16 protein-coding genes are annotated in these 13973 nt (G+C 73.2%); 7 read left to right on the plus strand and 9 right to left on the minus strand.

What is annotated here, in order from left to right:
* Positions 1 to 4: 4 nt before the first annotated feature.
* The 5 genes from H7A72_RS13415 to H7A72_RS13435 all read right to left on the minus strand — a co-directional run bounded on the left by H7A72_RS13415 (position 5) and on the right by H7A72_RS13435 (position 4135).
* Positions 5 to 559, minus strand: coding sequence for a type II secretion system F family protein (locus H7A72_RS13415; RefSeq protein ID WP_185220847.1), 555 nt, complete (start codon positions 557 to 559; stop codon positions 5 to 7).
* A complete protein-coding gene (locus H7A72_RS13420; protein WP_185220848.1) occupies positions 556 to 1257 on the minus strand; it encodes a type II secretion system F family protein in 702 nt (233 codons plus the stop codon). The genes H7A72_RS13415 and H7A72_RS13420 overlap by 4 nt, the downstream gene beginning before the upstream one ends.
* Positions 1254 to 2291 carry a TadA family conjugal transfer-associated ATPase gene (locus H7A72_RS13425; protein WP_185220849.1) on the minus strand — a complete coding sequence of 346 codons (1038 nt, stop codon included), beginning with the start codon at positions 2289 to 2291 and terminating at the stop codon, positions 1254 to 1256. Before H7A72_RS13425 ends, H7A72_RS13420 begins: the two co-directional genes overlap by 4 nt.
* Entirely contained in the window at positions 2288 to 3004 is a 717-nt protein-coding gene (locus H7A72_RS13430; RefSeq protein ID WP_084452605.1) for a hypothetical protein, read from the minus strand. Before H7A72_RS13430 ends, H7A72_RS13425 begins: the two co-directional genes overlap by 4 nt.
* Before the next feature lie 273 nt (positions 3005 to 3277).
* Complete coding sequence (locus H7A72_RS13435; protein ID WP_072625494.1) at positions 3278 to 4135, minus strand: Fic family protein; 858 nt, start codon at positions 4133 to 4135, stop codon at positions 3278 to 3280.
* 32 nt (positions 4136 to 4167) lie between these two features.
* Here H7A72_RS13435 and H7A72_RS13440 point away from each other — a divergent pair, with 32 nt between their 5' ends.
* From H7A72_RS13440 to H7A72_RS13465, 6 genes are all read left to right on the plus strand, one after another.
* Entirely contained in the window at positions 4168 to 5367 is a 1200-nt protein-coding gene (locus H7A72_RS13440; RefSeq protein ID WP_185220850.1) for a sensor histidine kinase, read from the plus strand.
* 10 nt (positions 5368 to 5377) lie between these two features.
* Entirely contained in the window at positions 5378 to 6142 is a 765-nt protein-coding gene (locus H7A72_RS13445; protein WP_072626333.1) for a LytTR family DNA-binding domain-containing protein, read from the plus strand.
* Positions 6139 to 6510, plus strand: coding sequence for a hypothetical protein (locus H7A72_RS13450; RefSeq protein WP_185220851.1), 372 nt, complete (start codon positions 6139 to 6141; stop codon positions 6508 to 6510). Before H7A72_RS13445 ends, H7A72_RS13450 begins: the two co-directional genes overlap by 4 nt.
* Complete coding sequence (locus H7A72_RS13455) at positions 6507 to 8021, plus strand: cation acetate symporter (protein WP_185220852.1); 1515 nt, start codon at positions 6507 to 6509, stop codon at positions 8019 to 8021. Before H7A72_RS13450 ends, H7A72_RS13455 begins: the two co-directional genes overlap by 4 nt.
* A 174-nt stretch (positions 8022 to 8195) precedes the next feature.
* Positions 8196 to 8543, plus strand: a complete 348-nt coding sequence (locus H7A72_RS13460; RefSeq protein ID WP_185220853.1) for a DUF485 domain-containing protein — start codon at positions 8196 to 8198, stop codon at positions 8541 to 8543.
* Positions 8540 to 10150, plus strand: coding sequence for a cation acetate symporter (locus H7A72_RS13465; RefSeq protein ID WP_185220854.1), 1611 nt, complete (start codon positions 8540 to 8542; stop codon positions 10148 to 10150). Before H7A72_RS13460 ends, H7A72_RS13465 begins: the two co-directional genes overlap by 4 nt.
* 111 nt (positions 10151 to 10261) lie before the next feature.
* On the opposite strand, the gene bioB is transcribed toward H7A72_RS13465, so the two are convergent.
* From bioB to H7A72_RS13485, 4 genes are read right to left on the minus strand one after another with little or no spacing between them, the layout of a single operon-like run.
* Positions 10262 to 11323, minus strand: coding sequence for a biotin synthase BioB (bioB, locus tag H7A72_RS13470; protein WP_072625499.1), 1062 nt, complete (start codon positions 11321 to 11323; stop codon positions 10262 to 10264).
* 10 nt (positions 11324 to 11333) lie between these two features.
* A complete protein-coding gene (locus H7A72_RS13475; protein WP_084452616.1) occupies positions 11334 to 11954 on the minus strand; it encodes an energy-coupling factor transporter transmembrane component T in 621 nt (206 codons plus the stop codon).
* Positions 11945 to 12646 (minus strand): energy-coupling factor ABC transporter ATP-binding protein, encoded by a 702-nt coding sequence (locus tag H7A72_RS13480; protein WP_084452619.1) that lies wholly within the window; start codon positions 12644 to 12646, stop codon positions 11945 to 11947. Before H7A72_RS13480 ends, H7A72_RS13475 begins: the two co-directional genes overlap by 10 nt.
* Positions 12646 to 13230 carry a biotin transporter BioY gene (locus H7A72_RS13485; RefSeq protein WP_185220855.1) on the minus strand — a complete coding sequence of 195 codons (585 nt, stop codon included), beginning with the start codon at positions 13228 to 13230 and terminating at the stop codon, positions 12646 to 12648. Before H7A72_RS13485 ends, H7A72_RS13480 begins: the two co-directional genes overlap by 1 nt.
* Before the next feature lie 122 nt (positions 13231 to 13352).
* Here H7A72_RS13485 and H7A72_RS13490 point away from each other — a divergent pair, with 122 nt between their 5' ends.
* Complete coding sequence (locus tag H7A72_RS13490; protein WP_185220856.1) at positions 13353 to 13934, plus strand: TetR/AcrR family transcriptional regulator C-terminal domain-containing protein; 582 nt, start codon at positions 13353 to 13355, stop codon at positions 13932 to 13934.
* The last annotated feature ends 39 nt before the right edge of the window (positions 13935 to 13973 follow it).

Consider the following 13973-nt stretch of genomic DNA (forward strand, 5'->3'; position numbering starts at 1 on the left):
GCGGTCACCCGAGCTGCGTGCCGACGAGGACGACGACGATCGGCACCACGGCCGTGGCGATGAAGGCCGGGAGGAAGCACAGCCCGAGGGGCAGCACGAGAAGCACGGCGGCACGGCCGCCAGCCTCCTCGAGCCGTCGGGACTCGGTGTCCCGCAGGGTCGCCGCGGCCTCGAGCAGCACGGCCGCCGAGGGCGCCCCGACGGTGTCGGCGACGACGAAGGCCGTCGCGGTCGGCCCCCACGCCGACCGCGCGTAACCCCAGGCCCGGTCCATCGAGCGCCCCCAACGCAGCGCAGCCGCCACCTTGCGCAGGTCGGCCGCGGCCCCGGCCGCGGCGACCTCGGCGACCTCGTCGAGCGCCTGCACCAGACCGCGGCCGGACTGGAGGGCCAGGGCGAGCAGCACGGTCGCGTCGGCCACGTCGTCGACGGTCAGCGGAGGTGAGGGCGCGCCGTCGGGCACCGGCTCGACGCCACGGCGCCACGGGCCGAAGGCCGCCGGCCTGCCTGGCCACAGGCCGACGCCGAGCACGACGAGGAGCGTCACCGCCGCACTCATGTCTCCTCCCGCGGGGCGACGGCCCGCCCGAGGACCCACCGGCAGACCAGCCACCCCGCTGCCGTGAGCGCGAGACCGACGACGACGCTGAGCATCGTGAGCGGGCTGTGACCGTAGACCCCCCACGGGGTCAGGCCGAAGGCGAAGCCGGCGAGCAGCCCGGCCAGGGGCAGGAGGGTCAGCAGGTGCATCGTCGCCCGGGCACCCGCGGTCGAGGCGTCGAGCCGACGCCGGGCCTGCACCCGGGCTCGTAGCACCCTGGCACTCGTGGCCATCGACGGGGCGAGCGCGACGCCGAGGTCCTCGCTGAGCGACCAGGCGCCCGCCACCGGAGCCAGGTGCGGGTGGTCGTGGGCATGCAGCTGCCAGACCGCGCCCGCGGCTCCCCCTCGGGCCAGCTGTACCCCGACCTCCTCCAGGACCTCTCGCCACGGCCGGGGTGCCTCGCGGGCGACGACGTCCACCGCCGAGACCGGGGTCGCGCCGGAGCGCAGCGCCATGGCCAGCAGGTCGGCGACCGTGGCGAGCGACTCGAGGTCCTCGACCGGCGCCCTGCCGGCCCGGACCCGCCGCCACCAGCCGAGAGCCGCTGGACCCCGGTCGCCGACGGCGTCTGCGCCCCGCAGACCCACACGACTCGCGCGCCCCGGCCACACCAGCGCGGCTGCCAGGACGAGGCCCACGACGGCGAGGCTCAAGACCTCACCACCGGCAGGGGACCGATCGAGTCGACGACCCGCCGTCCGCCCAGCCGCCGCAGGTGGACCACCACCTCGAGGGCGCTGGCCACCTGGGCACGCACCGCGTCGCGCCCCATGCCGGCGAGCGCCCCCAGCGCCTCGAGCCGGCTGGGGACGTCCTCGGCACGGTTGGCGTGCAGGGTGCCGCAGCCACCCTCGTGCCCGGTGTTGAGGGCGAGCAGCAGGTCGCGGACCTCGGCACCGCGCACCTCTCCGACGACGAGTCGGTCGGGACGCATGCGCAGGGCCTGACGCACGAGGTCGACCATCGTCACCTCACCCGCGCCCTCGGTGTTGGCCGATCTGGCCTGCAGACGCACCACATGGGGGTGACCGACCTGGATCTCCCCGACGTCCTCCACGACGACGAGACGCTCGGCGTCGGGCACCTCGGCGAGGAGCGCCGCGAGCAGGGTCGTCTTGCCGGTGCCGGTGCCGCCCGTGACGACGTAGGCGCGCCGCTCGGCGACGATCTCGCGCAGCGCGTCGGCCTGTGCGCTCGTCGTCATGCCGAGCCGGACGAGGGCGTCGAGACCACCGCCCCGGTGCCGCGGGATGCGCAGGCTGAGGTGCGCTCCCCCGGCGACGAGGGGCGGGAGGACGGCGTGCAGGCGGATGCCGCGTGGCAGCAGGCCGTCGACCCAGGGCTGGGCGTCGTCGAGCCGCCGCCCTGCCGTCGCCGAGAGTCGGGTCGCCAGACGCCGGACGGCATCGGCATCACCCACGTCGAGGTCGACCCGGGTGACGCCTTCCCCGCGGTCGACCCACACCGACCCGTCGCCGTTGACGAGGACGTCGGTGACGCGCTCGTCCTCGACGAGCGGGTCGAGCACACCCAGCCCCATGAGATCGGCTCGCAGCTCACCGGACCGCCGAGCAGCTCCGCCCCGGCCGAGTCGGGCCGCCTCGCTGCGGGCGACCTCGTCGATGACGCCCGGGTCGGGTGCGCGGCCCGCCTCGACCTGCGCGTCGATCGCGCTGGACCACCTCATGACGCCAACCCGAGAACGCGCTCGGCCAGCCCGGAGGTCTGACTCGGCAGCGCATCGGCCACCGACCTGGCCACCTCGCCGACAGGACCGCGGGGGCGCGGAGCTCGCCCGCGGGCCTCCTCCCGCAGCACCCCCGGGTCGTCCGCCAGGTGGTCGAGAAGCGGCAGCCCCAGGTGCTCGGCGGCTCGGTCGGCGACCCGCTCGGAGCGTCGCGGCCCACGCGTGACGAGCAGTGCGTGGTCGCACGCGCCACCCATCACCTCGACGAGGGCCTCGCCGTCACGCAGCCAGCGGGGCCGCAGCCCGACGAGCACCACGACGACGTCGGCCAGCTCGCGCCACACGGGCGGGACCCGCCCGGAGCACGGGAGGTCGACGACGACCGGCCCGGCGGCGGACAACCCGCGCACGACCTCGGTGACGACGGCCGGCGAGGGCCGTGGGCCCCGGGCAGCGAGCACCGGGACCGGCCCCAGCGGCAGGGCACCGCGCAGCCGGCCCACGTCGACCTCGCCCTCGTGCTCGGCCAGGTCGGACCACCTCAGCCCGTCGAGGTGCTCGACCGCGACCGTCGCATCGAGCCCGCCGGCACCGAAGGCGCCGTCGACGAGCACCGGTGAGGTGTCGCGGGCGAGGACGGTCGCGGTGACGGCGGCCAGCGTGGAGACGCCCAGTCCGCCGGATGCTCCGGTGAGGATGACGATCGGGTGCATGCCTCGACCCTGCCGCCGGATCGGCGGCCCGCGGGGGCGAGCGTGGCGCCTGTGGAGACCGCCCGTGCGGAGTGCAGGTCTGGGGACGAAGCGCCTGTGTGATCTCCCCCGGAAAAGGGGACGGCCCCGGCGGGGGAGCGCCGGGGCCGTCAACGCGCGAGCTCCGGGGGGGAGGGAGCCGTGCGTTGGCCGCTCAACCCGAAGGGAGCAGCTGGTACAACTGTAACCCGAGTCGGGGTCCACGCCTACTCAGCGATCAGGGCGCGTGAAGTCTCACTGACCGAGGCGTCCTGCGCGCACCGAGTCGGCCACCCGCCAGCCCTCCTCCGCGCCCGCCACGAGGGAGTCGCCGCAGTGCGTCAGCCACAGGGTCACCCCCGGCTGGCCGCCGTGGACGTAGCCGTTGAGCGAACCCAGGTACGCCGGTCCCCCTTCGTGCCCGTGGCCGGCCTCGGGCACCGCGACACCGGTGGGGTCCAGCCCGGTCGCGGCGATCAGGGCTCGCTCGACGGCGCGGGCGACGAGTCCGTTGCCCACGACGAAGGGACGCGCCGCCGCGATCTCGGCGTGGACGATGGAGGCGACGACCAGGGCCGGCGCCTCGCTCGCGTGGCGCATGAGCTCGATGATCCCGTCGAGGCGGGCCCGCAGCTGCGCGCCCGTCGGGGCCGGACCGAGGTCGGCGAACTCCTCGCACCCCTCCCCCTCGACGCGCGGTCGACCGAGCTGGTCGCGGTCGGTGACGAGCTGGGCCGCCGCAGCGGTGTGCAACCTGGCGAGCGCCTGACCCGGCGACCGGGTCACGAGGTCGCGCAGGTGCTCGGTCTCGGCCGTCGCGGCGATGGCACCGTGGATGACCCGCTCGGCCGGGTCCGGGTCGGGGTTGCGCTCGCGGGCGCCCCGCATGAGGTCGCGCACGATCGTCGCGGTCGAGCGGGCGCCGTCGAGCTCCGCGCTGGCCCACGCCCCGCGCACCCGCGACTCCGCGGAGGCCTCGGGGATCCGCCGACGCAGGGCCTCGTGCCACCGCAGGTTGGTGCACACCTCCCGGGCACGATCCGAGGCGGCGGCCACCTCGGGCAGGTCGGCGAGCTGGGTCAGGGCGGTGACGAGAGGGCTGGAGACGGGCACCCGTCCAGCCTAGGCCGCACTAGGGTGCCGCCATGGACGCCGGCCTGCACCTGCCCACTGTGGCAGTCGTCACCGGCGCCTTCCTCGCGCTGGGCCTGGCCGTCGCTCTGGTGCGGTGGCGTCGGGCCCGCCCGGGCTTCATCTCGGTGACCGACCACGCCACCTACGAGACGCTCCATACCGCCTCCGTGGCCGGGCGTCACCTCGCCGACGGCTTCACCGACGACGGCTGCGAGCGCGCCGCGCCCTACCTGCGGGCGATGCTCGCCACCCCGGGGCTGGCCGTCTGCGACACCTCGTCGGTCATCGTGTGGGAGGGCGAAGGGGGACACCACCTGCCGGCCGTCATGGACCACGCGGCACCGGTCCTCACCTCGGGCCAGTCGGTCGTCCTCGGGCCCGACGTCGTGACCTGCACCTCCGTCGAGTGCCCGATCCGGGCGGCAGTCATCGCCCCGGTGACGGTCGACGACCGGGTCATCGGGGCGATCGCCGGGTACGGCCCGACCGTGTCGGCGGGTCTGGCGCGCGCCGCCGACGAGGTGGCCTCCTGGGTGGCGACGCAGGTCGAGCTGGCCGACCTGTCCTTCGAGCGCACCCGGGCGATGGAGGCCGAGCTGCGGGCCCTGCGCGCGCAGATCTCCCCGCACTTCATCTACAACTCCCTTGCGGCGATCGCCTCGTTCGTGCGGACCGATCCGGCCCGGGCGCGCGAGCTGCTCCTGGAGTTCGCCGACTTCACCCGCTACGCCCTCCGACGCGACGGCGCCTTCACCACGGTGAGCGAGGAGCTGCGCAATGTCGAGCGCTATCTCGTCCTCGAGCAGGCACGCTTCGGTGAACGCCTGGGCATCACCCTCAAGATCGCCCCTGAGGTCCTGCCCGTGCGGGTCCCCTACCTCGCGATCCAGCCCTTGGTCGAAAATGCGGTTCGCCATGGGCTGGCGCCCAAGGAGGGCCCGGGCCACGTGACGCTGACCGCCTCCGACCACGGCTCCGAGGCCGAGTTCAGCATCGACGACGACGGTGTCGGCGCCCACCCCGAGGCGATCCGCAAGGTGCTCGACGGCCAGTCACGCGCCGACTCGGTCGGTCTGGGCAATGTCGACGCCCGGCTGCGTCAGGTCTACGGCGAGGAGTTCGGGCTCGTCGTCGACACGGCACCCGGCGCCGGGATGCGGGTCTCCTTCCGGGTACCCAAGTACTCCCCTGCTCTCGAGGATCCGGCCTAGTCTGGTGGCCATGCCGCGCCCGCCACGCACCGCCGCGCTGACCGTCCTCGTCGTCGACGACGAGGCCCCGGCACGCAACGAGGTGGCGTGGCTGCTCGACCAGGACGAGCGCGTCGGCCGCGTGCTCACCGCCTCGAGCGGTACCTCCGCGCTGGCGGCCCTCGAGCGCGAGCACGTCGACGTCGTCTTCAGCGACATCTCGATGCCCGGGCTCGACGGCATGCAGCTGGCCCGGGTCATCCGCCGCTTCAGCGAGCGGCCCCAGGTCGTCTTCGTCACCGCCCACGACACCCATGCCGTCGACGCCTTCGACCTCGACGCCGTCGACTACCTGATGAAGCCGGTCCGCCCCGAGCGCATCGGCGAGGCGGTGCGCCGGTGCCTGGCGGCCACCGATCGCGACGACGAGCCCGAGGCCACCCCCGAGGACGACGAGACGATCCCCGTCGAGCTCGGGGGCGTCACCCGCTTCGTGCGCCGCAGCGAGATCCGGTGGGTGCAGGCCCAGGGCGACTACGCCCGGCTGCACACCCCCACCGGCTCGCACCTCGTGCGCATCCCCCTCGCGACCCTCGAGGAGCGGTGGGCCGAAGCCGGCTTCGTGCGCATCCACCGCTCGACCCTGGTCTCGACGCGGCACATCAGCGAGATCCACAACGACGGCGGTCGCTGCACGGTCCTCGTCGACGGCACCGAGCTGCAGGTGAGCCGCCGGCACACCCGCCACCTGCGCGGCACCCTGCTGCGCCCCCGCGCCACGACGGACGAAGGGTGACCAGCCCACCCCAGCGTGTGCGCGTCACCCGGACCCGACGCCCTTCGCGCACGCCCCGACGCCGCACCGTCCGCGAGGAAATCGTCGACGAGTCACGACTCGGGTCGACCTACGTCAACTCCCTGCGCCGCGCCCAGCTGCAGCTCTCGCTCGGCACCCTCGCTCTCGGGGTCGCCACCCTGGGGGCGCTTCCGGTGATCTTCGCCCTCGCCCCGGCCGCCCGCCGGGTCTCCGTCCTCGGCCTGCCCGTCGCCTGGCTCCTCCTCGGGGTTCTCGTCTACCCGGGCATCGTCCTCGCCGCCCGCTGGTACGTGCGGGCGACCGAGCGGCTCGAGGCGGAGTTCAGCGACCTCGTGAGTCGCCGATGAACCAACCGCTCAGCGTCGTCGCCATCGCCCTCGTCTGCCTGGTGACGCTGACGCTCGGTGCCCTCGGCCTGCGCCTGGCGAAGGGGACGAGCGACTTCTACGTCGCGGGCCGCACCGTCACGCCCTGGCGCAATGCCAGCGCCATCGGCGGCGAGTACCTCTCTGCCGCAAGCTATCTCGGCGTCGCCGGGCTGGTCTACGAACGGGGGGTCGACATGCTGTGGATGCCCGTGGGCTACACGGTGGGCTACCTCGTGCTGCTCATCCTCGTCGCCGCCCCCCTTCGTCGCTCCGGTGCCTACACCCTGCCCGACTTCGCCGAGAGCCGACTGGAGTCCGCGGCACTGCGCCGCGGCTGCGCCCTCCTCGTCGTCGGCATCGGCTGGCTCTACCTGCTGCCGCAGATGCAGGGCGCCGGGCTCGCGCTGCGCCACGTGAGTGGTGCGCCGACCTGGGTCGGCGCCACGGTCCTCACGGTCATCGTCACGCTCAACGTCGTCGCAGGTGGCATGCGCTCGGTGACCCTCGTCCAGTCGGTCCAGTACTGGGTCAAGCTGTCCGCGATCGCGGTCCCCGCCTTCGTCCTGCTGGCGGTCTGGCAGCGCGGCGGCGCACCCACGCCGCAGGCGGACAGCTCCTGGTGGGAGCCGCTCACGTCGGCAGACCAGACCTCGCGGACCCTCTTCACGACCTACAGCACCCTCGCAGCGCTCTGCCTGGGCACGATGGGTCTGCCGCACATCGCCGTGCGCTTCTACACCAACCCCGACGGTGTGGCCGCACGCCGCACGACGGTCTCCGTCCTGGCGCTGCTGTCGCTCTTCTACCTCTTCCCGCCGGTCTACGGCGTGCTCGGTCGCGCCTACCTGGCCCCCTCGGAGATCTCCGACGACCCCAGCCGCACCGTCGTCCTCGCCCTGCCGGCAGCGATGCTCGACGGTCTCGACGGTCAGCTCCTCACCGCCATGGCCGCCGGGGGCGCTTTCGCCGCCTTCCTCGCCACCGCGTCGGGCGTGACGATGTCGGTCGCCGGTGCCATCGACCAGGACGTGCTCCGCCCGCTCACCGCCCGCCTCACCCACGGCGACGCCGGCCCGGCCGCCTCCTTCCGCATCGCCGCGGCGTCAGGGGTCCTGGCCCCCTTCGTCGCGGCCGTCACCGCCGCCCCGGTCGGCATCTCGTCGGCGGTCGGCCACGCCTTCGCCATCGCCGCCGCGACCTTCGCACCGCTGCTGATCCTCGGCGTCTGGTGGCCACGACTGACGGCGAAGGGAGCCGCCGCGGGCATCACCGTCGGCGGCGTGAGCACCACCCTCGCCGCGCTCGTCTCGGTCACCGACAGCGCGCCCGACGGGTGGGGCGGCGCCCTCGTCGCCGCGCCGACGGCCTGGGCGACACCGCTCGCCTTCGCCGTGACCGTGGCGGTCTCCCTCGTGACACCACGGCCGCGGCGTTGGGCGCGGACGATGACCCGACTGCACGCCCCCGAGGACGTCCTCGCCGGCGCCTGACCGCTCGTCGTCCCCACGCCACCGTTCACCGCACGACGGCTGCCCGCACGGCGACGTCAGGCCCCGCCGACCGCGGCACCCGACGCACCTCCCCCACCCGAGGTGTGGGCTGCGCCACTGTGGGCGCGTTCGGCCACCGATGTCCGAACCCACCCACGACCCGGAGGTGAGCCCATGAGCAACGACGCTCAGCCGCTCGGCGAGCGATACATCGCCGTGCAGGAGTCGCAGGAGTTCGGCCAGCTGCGCCGGACCTTCCGCAACTTCGTCTTCCCCGTGACCGCGTTCTTCCTCGCGTGGTACTTCCTCTACGTCCTGCTGTCGATGTTCGCCCCCGGATTCATGGGCACCAAGGTGCTCGGCAACATCAACATCGGCCTGATCCTCGGGCTCGGGCAGTTCGTCACGACCTTCGCCATCACCATCCTGTACATCCGCTGGGCCGGGCGGGTCTTCGACCCCGCCGCGGAAGCCCTGGCCGAGCAGGTCGGTTCGCACGAGACCCCGGAGGTGGACGGATGAGCACCCTCGTCCCCGCGGCGACCCAGACCGGGTCCGCCACGCTCAACATCACGATCTTCGTCGTCTTCGTCGTCGTGACCCTGGCGATCGTCGTCAAGGTCGCGGCCGGCAGCAAGACCGCGAGCCAGATGTACACCGGCGGCGCGTCCTTCTCCGGCCGCCAGAACGGCCTGGCCATCGCCGGCGACTACCTCTCCGCGGCAAGCTTCCTCGGCATCGCCGGCGCCATCGCCTTGCAGGGCTACGACGGCTTCCTCTACTCGATCGGCTTCCTCGTGGCGTGGCTCGTCGCGCTGCTCCTCGTCGCCGAGCTCTTCCGCAACACCGGCCGCTTCACGCTCGCCGACGTCCTGTCCTACCGCCTGCAGCAGCGGCCGATGCGCATCGCGACGGCCACGTCCGTGCTCGCGGTTTCCTTCTTCTACCTGCTCGCCCAGATGGCCGGCGCCGGCGGTCTCGTCTCGCTGCTCCTCGGCGTCGACGGAGCCTTCGCGCAGAATGCCGTCATCGCGATCGTCGGCATCGTCATGGTCGCCTACGTGATGATCGGCGGCATGAAGGGCACGACCTGGGTCCAGATGATCAAGGCCGTGCTGCTCATCGCCGCGACCGCGATCATGACCGTGTGGGTGCTCGGGATGTTCGGCATGAACTTCTCCTCGCTCATGCAGGAGGCCGTCGACAAGAACCCCGCCGCCGGCGAGAAGCTCCTCGAGCCGGGCCTGAAGTACGGCGTCAACCTCACGACCAAGATCGACTTCATCTCGCTGTCGCTCGCCCTCGTGCTCGGCACCGCAGGCCTCCCCCACGTGCTCCAACGCTTCTACACGGTCCCGACGAGCAGGCAGGCGCGCAAGTCCGTCGAGTGGGCCATCTGGCTCATCGGTGGCTTCTACCTGCTGACCCTCGTCATCGGCTACGGCGCCGGCGCCCTCGTCGGCCCGGAGGTCATCAACGCCGCGCCGGGCAAGGCCAACGCCGCGGCGCCGCTGCTCGCCTACGAGCTCGGTGGTTCCTGGCTGCTCGGCATCGTCTCCGGCATCGCCTTCGCGACGATCCTCGCGGTCGTCGCCGGCCTGACGATCACGGCGAGCGCGAGCTTCGCGCACGACCTGTACAACCAGGTCTTCAAGCACGGCAAGGCCACCCAGGAGGAAGAGGTCAAGGTCTCGCGCTACGCCGCGGTCGGCACCGGTGTCGTCGCCATCCTCGGCGGCATGCTGGCCAAGGACCAGAACATCGCCTTCCTCGTGGCCCTGGCCTTCGCCGTCGCGGCGAGCGCCAACCTGCCGACCATCCTCTACAGCCTCTTCTGGAAGCGCTTCAACACCCGGGGCGCGCTGTGGTCGATGTACGGCGGGCTCGCCTCGGCGCTCATCCTCATCGCCTTCTCCCCCGTCGTCTCCGGGTCCGAGACCGCGATGCTCAAGAACGCCGACTTCGACATCTTCCCGCTGGCCAACCCCGGCCTGATCTCCATCCCGCTGGGCTTCTTTCTCGGCTGGCTGGGCTCGGTGACGAGCCAGGAGTTCAACCGCGCGAAGTACGCCGAGATGGAGGTGCGCAGCCTCACCGGTCACGGCGTGGCCGAGGTCATCGACCACTGACCGACCACCAGCACCACCCCACGGGCGAAGGGGGGAGAGCCGCGGCTCTCCCCCCTTCGAGGTTCGTCGCTGGAGCTCCTCACACCTCAGGGCACCGCCTTCGTCATGTCCTCAGGCGTTGGCCGGGACGTTCGTGCCGGCCCCGCGGCGCCGGATGGCCGGCACGGTCGCGGTCGCCCCGTCGCCGGTCGGCTCGTCGGCACCCAGGACCGTGAACCCGTGGTCCGCGATGAGGGCGAGGTCCTCCTCCGCCGCCTGTCCCTCGGCGGTGAGGTAGTCGCCGAGGAAGATCGAGTTGGCCACCTGCAGCGCCAGCCCCTGCACGCCGCGCAGGTGCATCTCGCGGCCCGCCGCGATCCGCAGCTCGGCGGCCGGCGCGAGCAGTCGCGCGGCGGCGAGGATGCGCAGGCAGCGCAGCGGGGTCAGCTCCCACGTCTGCTGCTTGGGCGTCCCGTCGAAGGGGATGAGGAAGTTGACCGGGATGGAGTCGGACCCCATCTCCCGCAGGGCGACCAGTGCCTCGACGAGCTGTTCGTCGCTCTCCCCGAGGCCGGCGATGAGGCCGCTGCACGCCGACAGCCCGGCTCCCTGGGCCATGGCGACGGTACGCACCCGGTCCTCGTAGGTGTGCGTCGTGACGATGGAGTCGTGGTGCGACTGCGCGGTGTTGATGTTGTGGTTGTAGGCGTCGACACCCGCCTCGCGCAGGCGCTCGGCCTGACCGTCGCGCAACAGCCCGAGGCAGGCACAGACCTCGACCTCGGGGTGCTCCTCCTTGATCGCGCCGACCATCCCCACGACCCGCTCCACGTCACGGTCGGTGGGGCCGCGACCGCTGGCGACCATGCACACACGCGACGCGCCTCCCCGCACCCCGGCCCGGGCCTGGTCGAGCGCCTGGTCCTCCTTGAGCCAGGTGTAGCGCAGGATCTCGCTGGTCGACCCGAGCGCCTGGGAGCAGTAGCCGCAGTCCTCGGGGCACAGCCCGGACTTGAGGTTGACGAGGTAGTTGACCTTGACGGTCATCCCGTAGTGGGCCCGCCGCAGCCGGGCCACGGCGGCGACCGCGTCGAGGACGTCCTCGTCCGGAGCGCGCAGCACCGTGAGCGCTTCCTGCGGCGTCGCCTCGGCGCCGGCGAGGACCCGCGCGACGATCTCGTCGTAGGTGGTCATGGTCTTCCCTTCATCCGTGTCTTCCGGTCTGGTCATCGCCCACACCTCGGGCGTGGAGCGCCTCCCCCCGCAGCCGCGCGTCACGCACGACCCGCACGACGAAGGGGGTCAAGGTCGCCCTGGGGTCGCGCTCCAGCCCGCGTGCCCGCGCCGCGTCCCGCGTCTGCCCGGCCGCCTCGGCGGTGGCCGGCACGGCCCGCAGCACGAGCGAGATCGCCAGGGCGACGCGGTCGGGGCGCACGCCGAATCGGCGGAGCGGGCGCAGGGCCCGCTCGACGGTGTCGAGCATGTCGTCGACCCGGGTCGTCGCCGTGACGAGGTGTGCGAGCAGGACGAGTGCCACGAGGTCACCGACGGTCTCGGCGGCGCGGGGCCAGCCCGCCTGCCAGGTGAGCCAGGCACCGAGCGCGAGCATCACGAGGACGAGTCCGCGCAGGGTGGTCGCAAGCACCCTCACGGGGGTGCCAGCAACGACGAGGAGGGTGAGCGCAGCACCCAGCGCGAGTGCTGCCCACAGCCAGCCGCCAGTGATGGCCAGCCCGACCCCCACGGCGGCGAGCAGGGTGAGCTTGGCACCCGCCGGGACCCGGTGGACGAGCGAGGTCCCGGGACGGTGCACCATCAGGAGCATGCGGCCACCCGGGCGCGATAGTGGTGGACGACGTCGGCCGCGGGTCCGTCGGCCACGACCCGGCCGCCGTCGACGAGGAGTGCCCGGTCGCACCGGCTGGCGAGCTCGAGGTCGTGGGTGACGAGCAGGACCTGCTGCGGCAGCCCCATGAGCAGGTCCCCGACGCGCCGGGAGGCCGCCAGGTCGAGCAGCGTCGTCGGCTCGTCGGCGACGAGGACGTCCGGGCCGGTGGCCAGGACGCTCGTCAGGGCGAGCAGCTGGGCCTGCCCGCCGGAGATCGCGTGGACACTGCGGTCGGCCAGACCGGCCAGGCCGTGCTGCTCGAGCACCTCGGCCACGGCAGCATCGCGGTCACGTCGGTCGGGTCGCGTGGCCCGCAGCGACAGGGCCACGTCCTCGGCGACCGTCGGCATGACGAGCTGTGCGTGCGGGTCGGTGAAGGTGAAGGCCACCCGGCGCCGCACCTCGCGGCCGCGACGTGCCACGTCGACGCCGTCGACGTGCACGGCCCCCGTCGAGGCGGTGACGAGCCCGTTGACGAGACGGGCCAGAGTCGACTTGCCGGCGCCGTTGGGGCCGATGAGCGCCACGCGGGACTCGCTGACGAGCAGGCTCGTCTCGTCGAGCACGAGCAGGTCGCCGGTCGCCGTGGGCCGGCGGACGGTGACCCGGTCGAGCTCGATGCGGGCCATCAGGCGCGGCGACGCAGCAGGTCGGGGAAGGCGCGGTGCACCGCGCCCGCGACGAGCACGGTGGCCGCGAGCTTGACCAGGTCACCGATCCAGAAGGCGCCGTCGACGGTGGCGGCCGCCTGCCACCCGAGCCCCGCCCGCAGGTGCAGGCCGACGATGCCGGCGGCGTGGACGACCAGGAGCGCGAGCAGCCCTCCTGCGGTGAGCACCCACACGGTGCCGCGACCGGCGCGCCGGACCGCGACGGTGGCGACGGCCCCGATGATCGCCGCCCCGACGACGAACCCGAGGATGTATCCCCCGGTCGGGCCGACGAGGACCGGCAGCCCGGCCTTGCCGTTGGCGAAGACGGGCAGCCCGACCGCCCCGACGAGGATCCACAGGAGGACCGCGAGCGCGCCGCGTCGAGCCCCGAGGACCGCGCCGGCGAGCAGGACTCCGAAGGTCTGCAGCGTGATCGGCGCGAAGACCGAGAGGTTGACCGCGGGCAGGACCGAGCAGACCGCGATCAGTGCGGCGAGGGAGGAGACGAGGGCCAGGTCGGTGCTCGCCGTGGCGGCCCGGGCGGCCGGTGCTGTGGTCATGCTGCCGATTCCCCTCATGTGAATGAACGCCGTTCACCTGAGTGAACGGCGTTCAGGTTAGGGCCCTCGATCACGTGTGGTCAACTGGACCCCCGATCCCGAACCGCTCGAAGGGAGCGCCCGTGCCGCCGACGCGACGGACCCGCCAGCAGCCGCTCTCCCACGAGCGGATCGTCGCCACCGCCCTCGGCCTGCTCTCCCGGGTCGGCCTGCCCGACCTGACGATGCGCGCCATCGGCACCGAGCTCGGGGTGCAGCAGAGCGCGCTGTACCACCACTTCGCCAACAAGCAGGCGATGCTCGGAGCCGTGGCCGACGAGATCCTCGCGCGCGCCCCGCGCCCGTCGACACCCGACGACGCCCCCTGGCAGGCGCGGGTGCAGGAGCGCTGCACGCAGCTGCACGCAGCAGTCACCGCCTACCCCGACGGCGCGGACCTCGTGATGAGCATGTGGGCCTTCGGGATGGGCGGGCAGACCCCCTTCGACGAGCTGTCCCTCCTGCTGCGCGAGGCCGGCATCTCCCCGGCCGTGGCGCCGACCGCCGCACGCACGCTGCTGCACTTCGTCTACGGGCACGCCTACGACGAGCAGTCGCACGACGTCGCCGCGCGCTCGGGGATCCTCACCGCCGAGCGCGAGCCGAGCGACTTCGGCACCGGCCTGCGCATCCTCGTCTCGGGCATCGAGGCGCTCCTGCCATGACGTGCGAAGGGGGAGGTCGTGGCCTCCCCCTTCGCACGT

Origin of the sequence: Janibacter sp. YB324 (genome assembly GCF_014217915.1) — a bacterium.
GTDB classification, from domain to species: Bacteria; Actinomycetota; Actinomycetes; order Actinomycetales; family Dermatophilaceae; genus Janibacter; species Janibacter indicus.

What these genes read in the sequence shown, in the direction of transcription:
- H7A72_RS13475 (WP_084452616.1), bottom strand. Translation starts at nt 11,954, where the DNA reads ATGCTCCTGATGGTGCACCGTCCCGGGACCTCGCTCGTCCACCGGGTC.
- H7A72_RS13455 (WP_185220852.1), top strand. Translation starts at nt 6,507, where the DNA reads ATGAACCAACCGCTCAGCGTCGTCGCCATCGCCCTCGTCTGCCTGGTG.
- H7A72_RS13460 (WP_185220853.1), top strand. Translation starts at nt 8,196, where the DNA reads ATGAGCAACGACGCTCAGCCGCTCGGCGAGCGATACATCGCCGTGCAG.
- H7A72_RS13425 (WP_185220849.1), bottom strand. Translation starts at nt 2,291, where the DNA reads ATGAGGTGGTCCAGCGCGATCGACGCGCAGGTCGAGGCGGGCCGCGCA.
- H7A72_RS13480 (WP_084452619.1), bottom strand. Translation starts at nt 12,646, where the DNA reads ATGGCCCGCATCGAGCTCGACCGGGTCACCGTCCGCCGGCCCACGGCG.
- H7A72_RS13485 (WP_185220855.1), bottom strand. Translation starts at nt 13,230, where the DNA reads ATGACCACAGCACCGGCCGCCCGGGCCGCCACGGCGAGCACCGACCTG.
- H7A72_RS13415 (WP_185220847.1), bottom strand. Translation starts at nt 559, where the DNA reads ATGAGTGCGGCGGTGACGCTCCTCGTCGTGCTCGGCGTCGGCCTGTGG.
- H7A72_RS13465 (WP_185220854.1), top strand. Translation starts at nt 8,540, where the DNA reads ATGAGCACCCTCGTCCCCGCGGCGACCCAGACCGGGTCCGCCACGCTC.
- H7A72_RS13445 (WP_072626333.1), top strand. Translation starts at nt 5,378, where the DNA reads ATGCCGCGCCCGCCACGCACCGCCGCGCTGACCGTCCTCGTCGTCGAC.
- H7A72_RS13440 (WP_185220850.1), top strand. Translation starts at nt 4,168, where the DNA reads ATGGACGCCGGCCTGCACCTGCCCACTGTGGCAGTCGTCACCGGCGCC.
- bioB (WP_072625499.1), bottom strand. Translation starts at nt 11,323, where the DNA reads ATGACCACCTACGACGAGATCGTCGCGCGGGTCCTCGCCGGCGCCGAG.
- H7A72_RS13430 (WP_084452605.1), bottom strand. Translation starts at nt 3,004, where the DNA reads ATGCACCCGATCGTCATCCTCACCGGAGCATCCGGCGGACTGGGCGTC.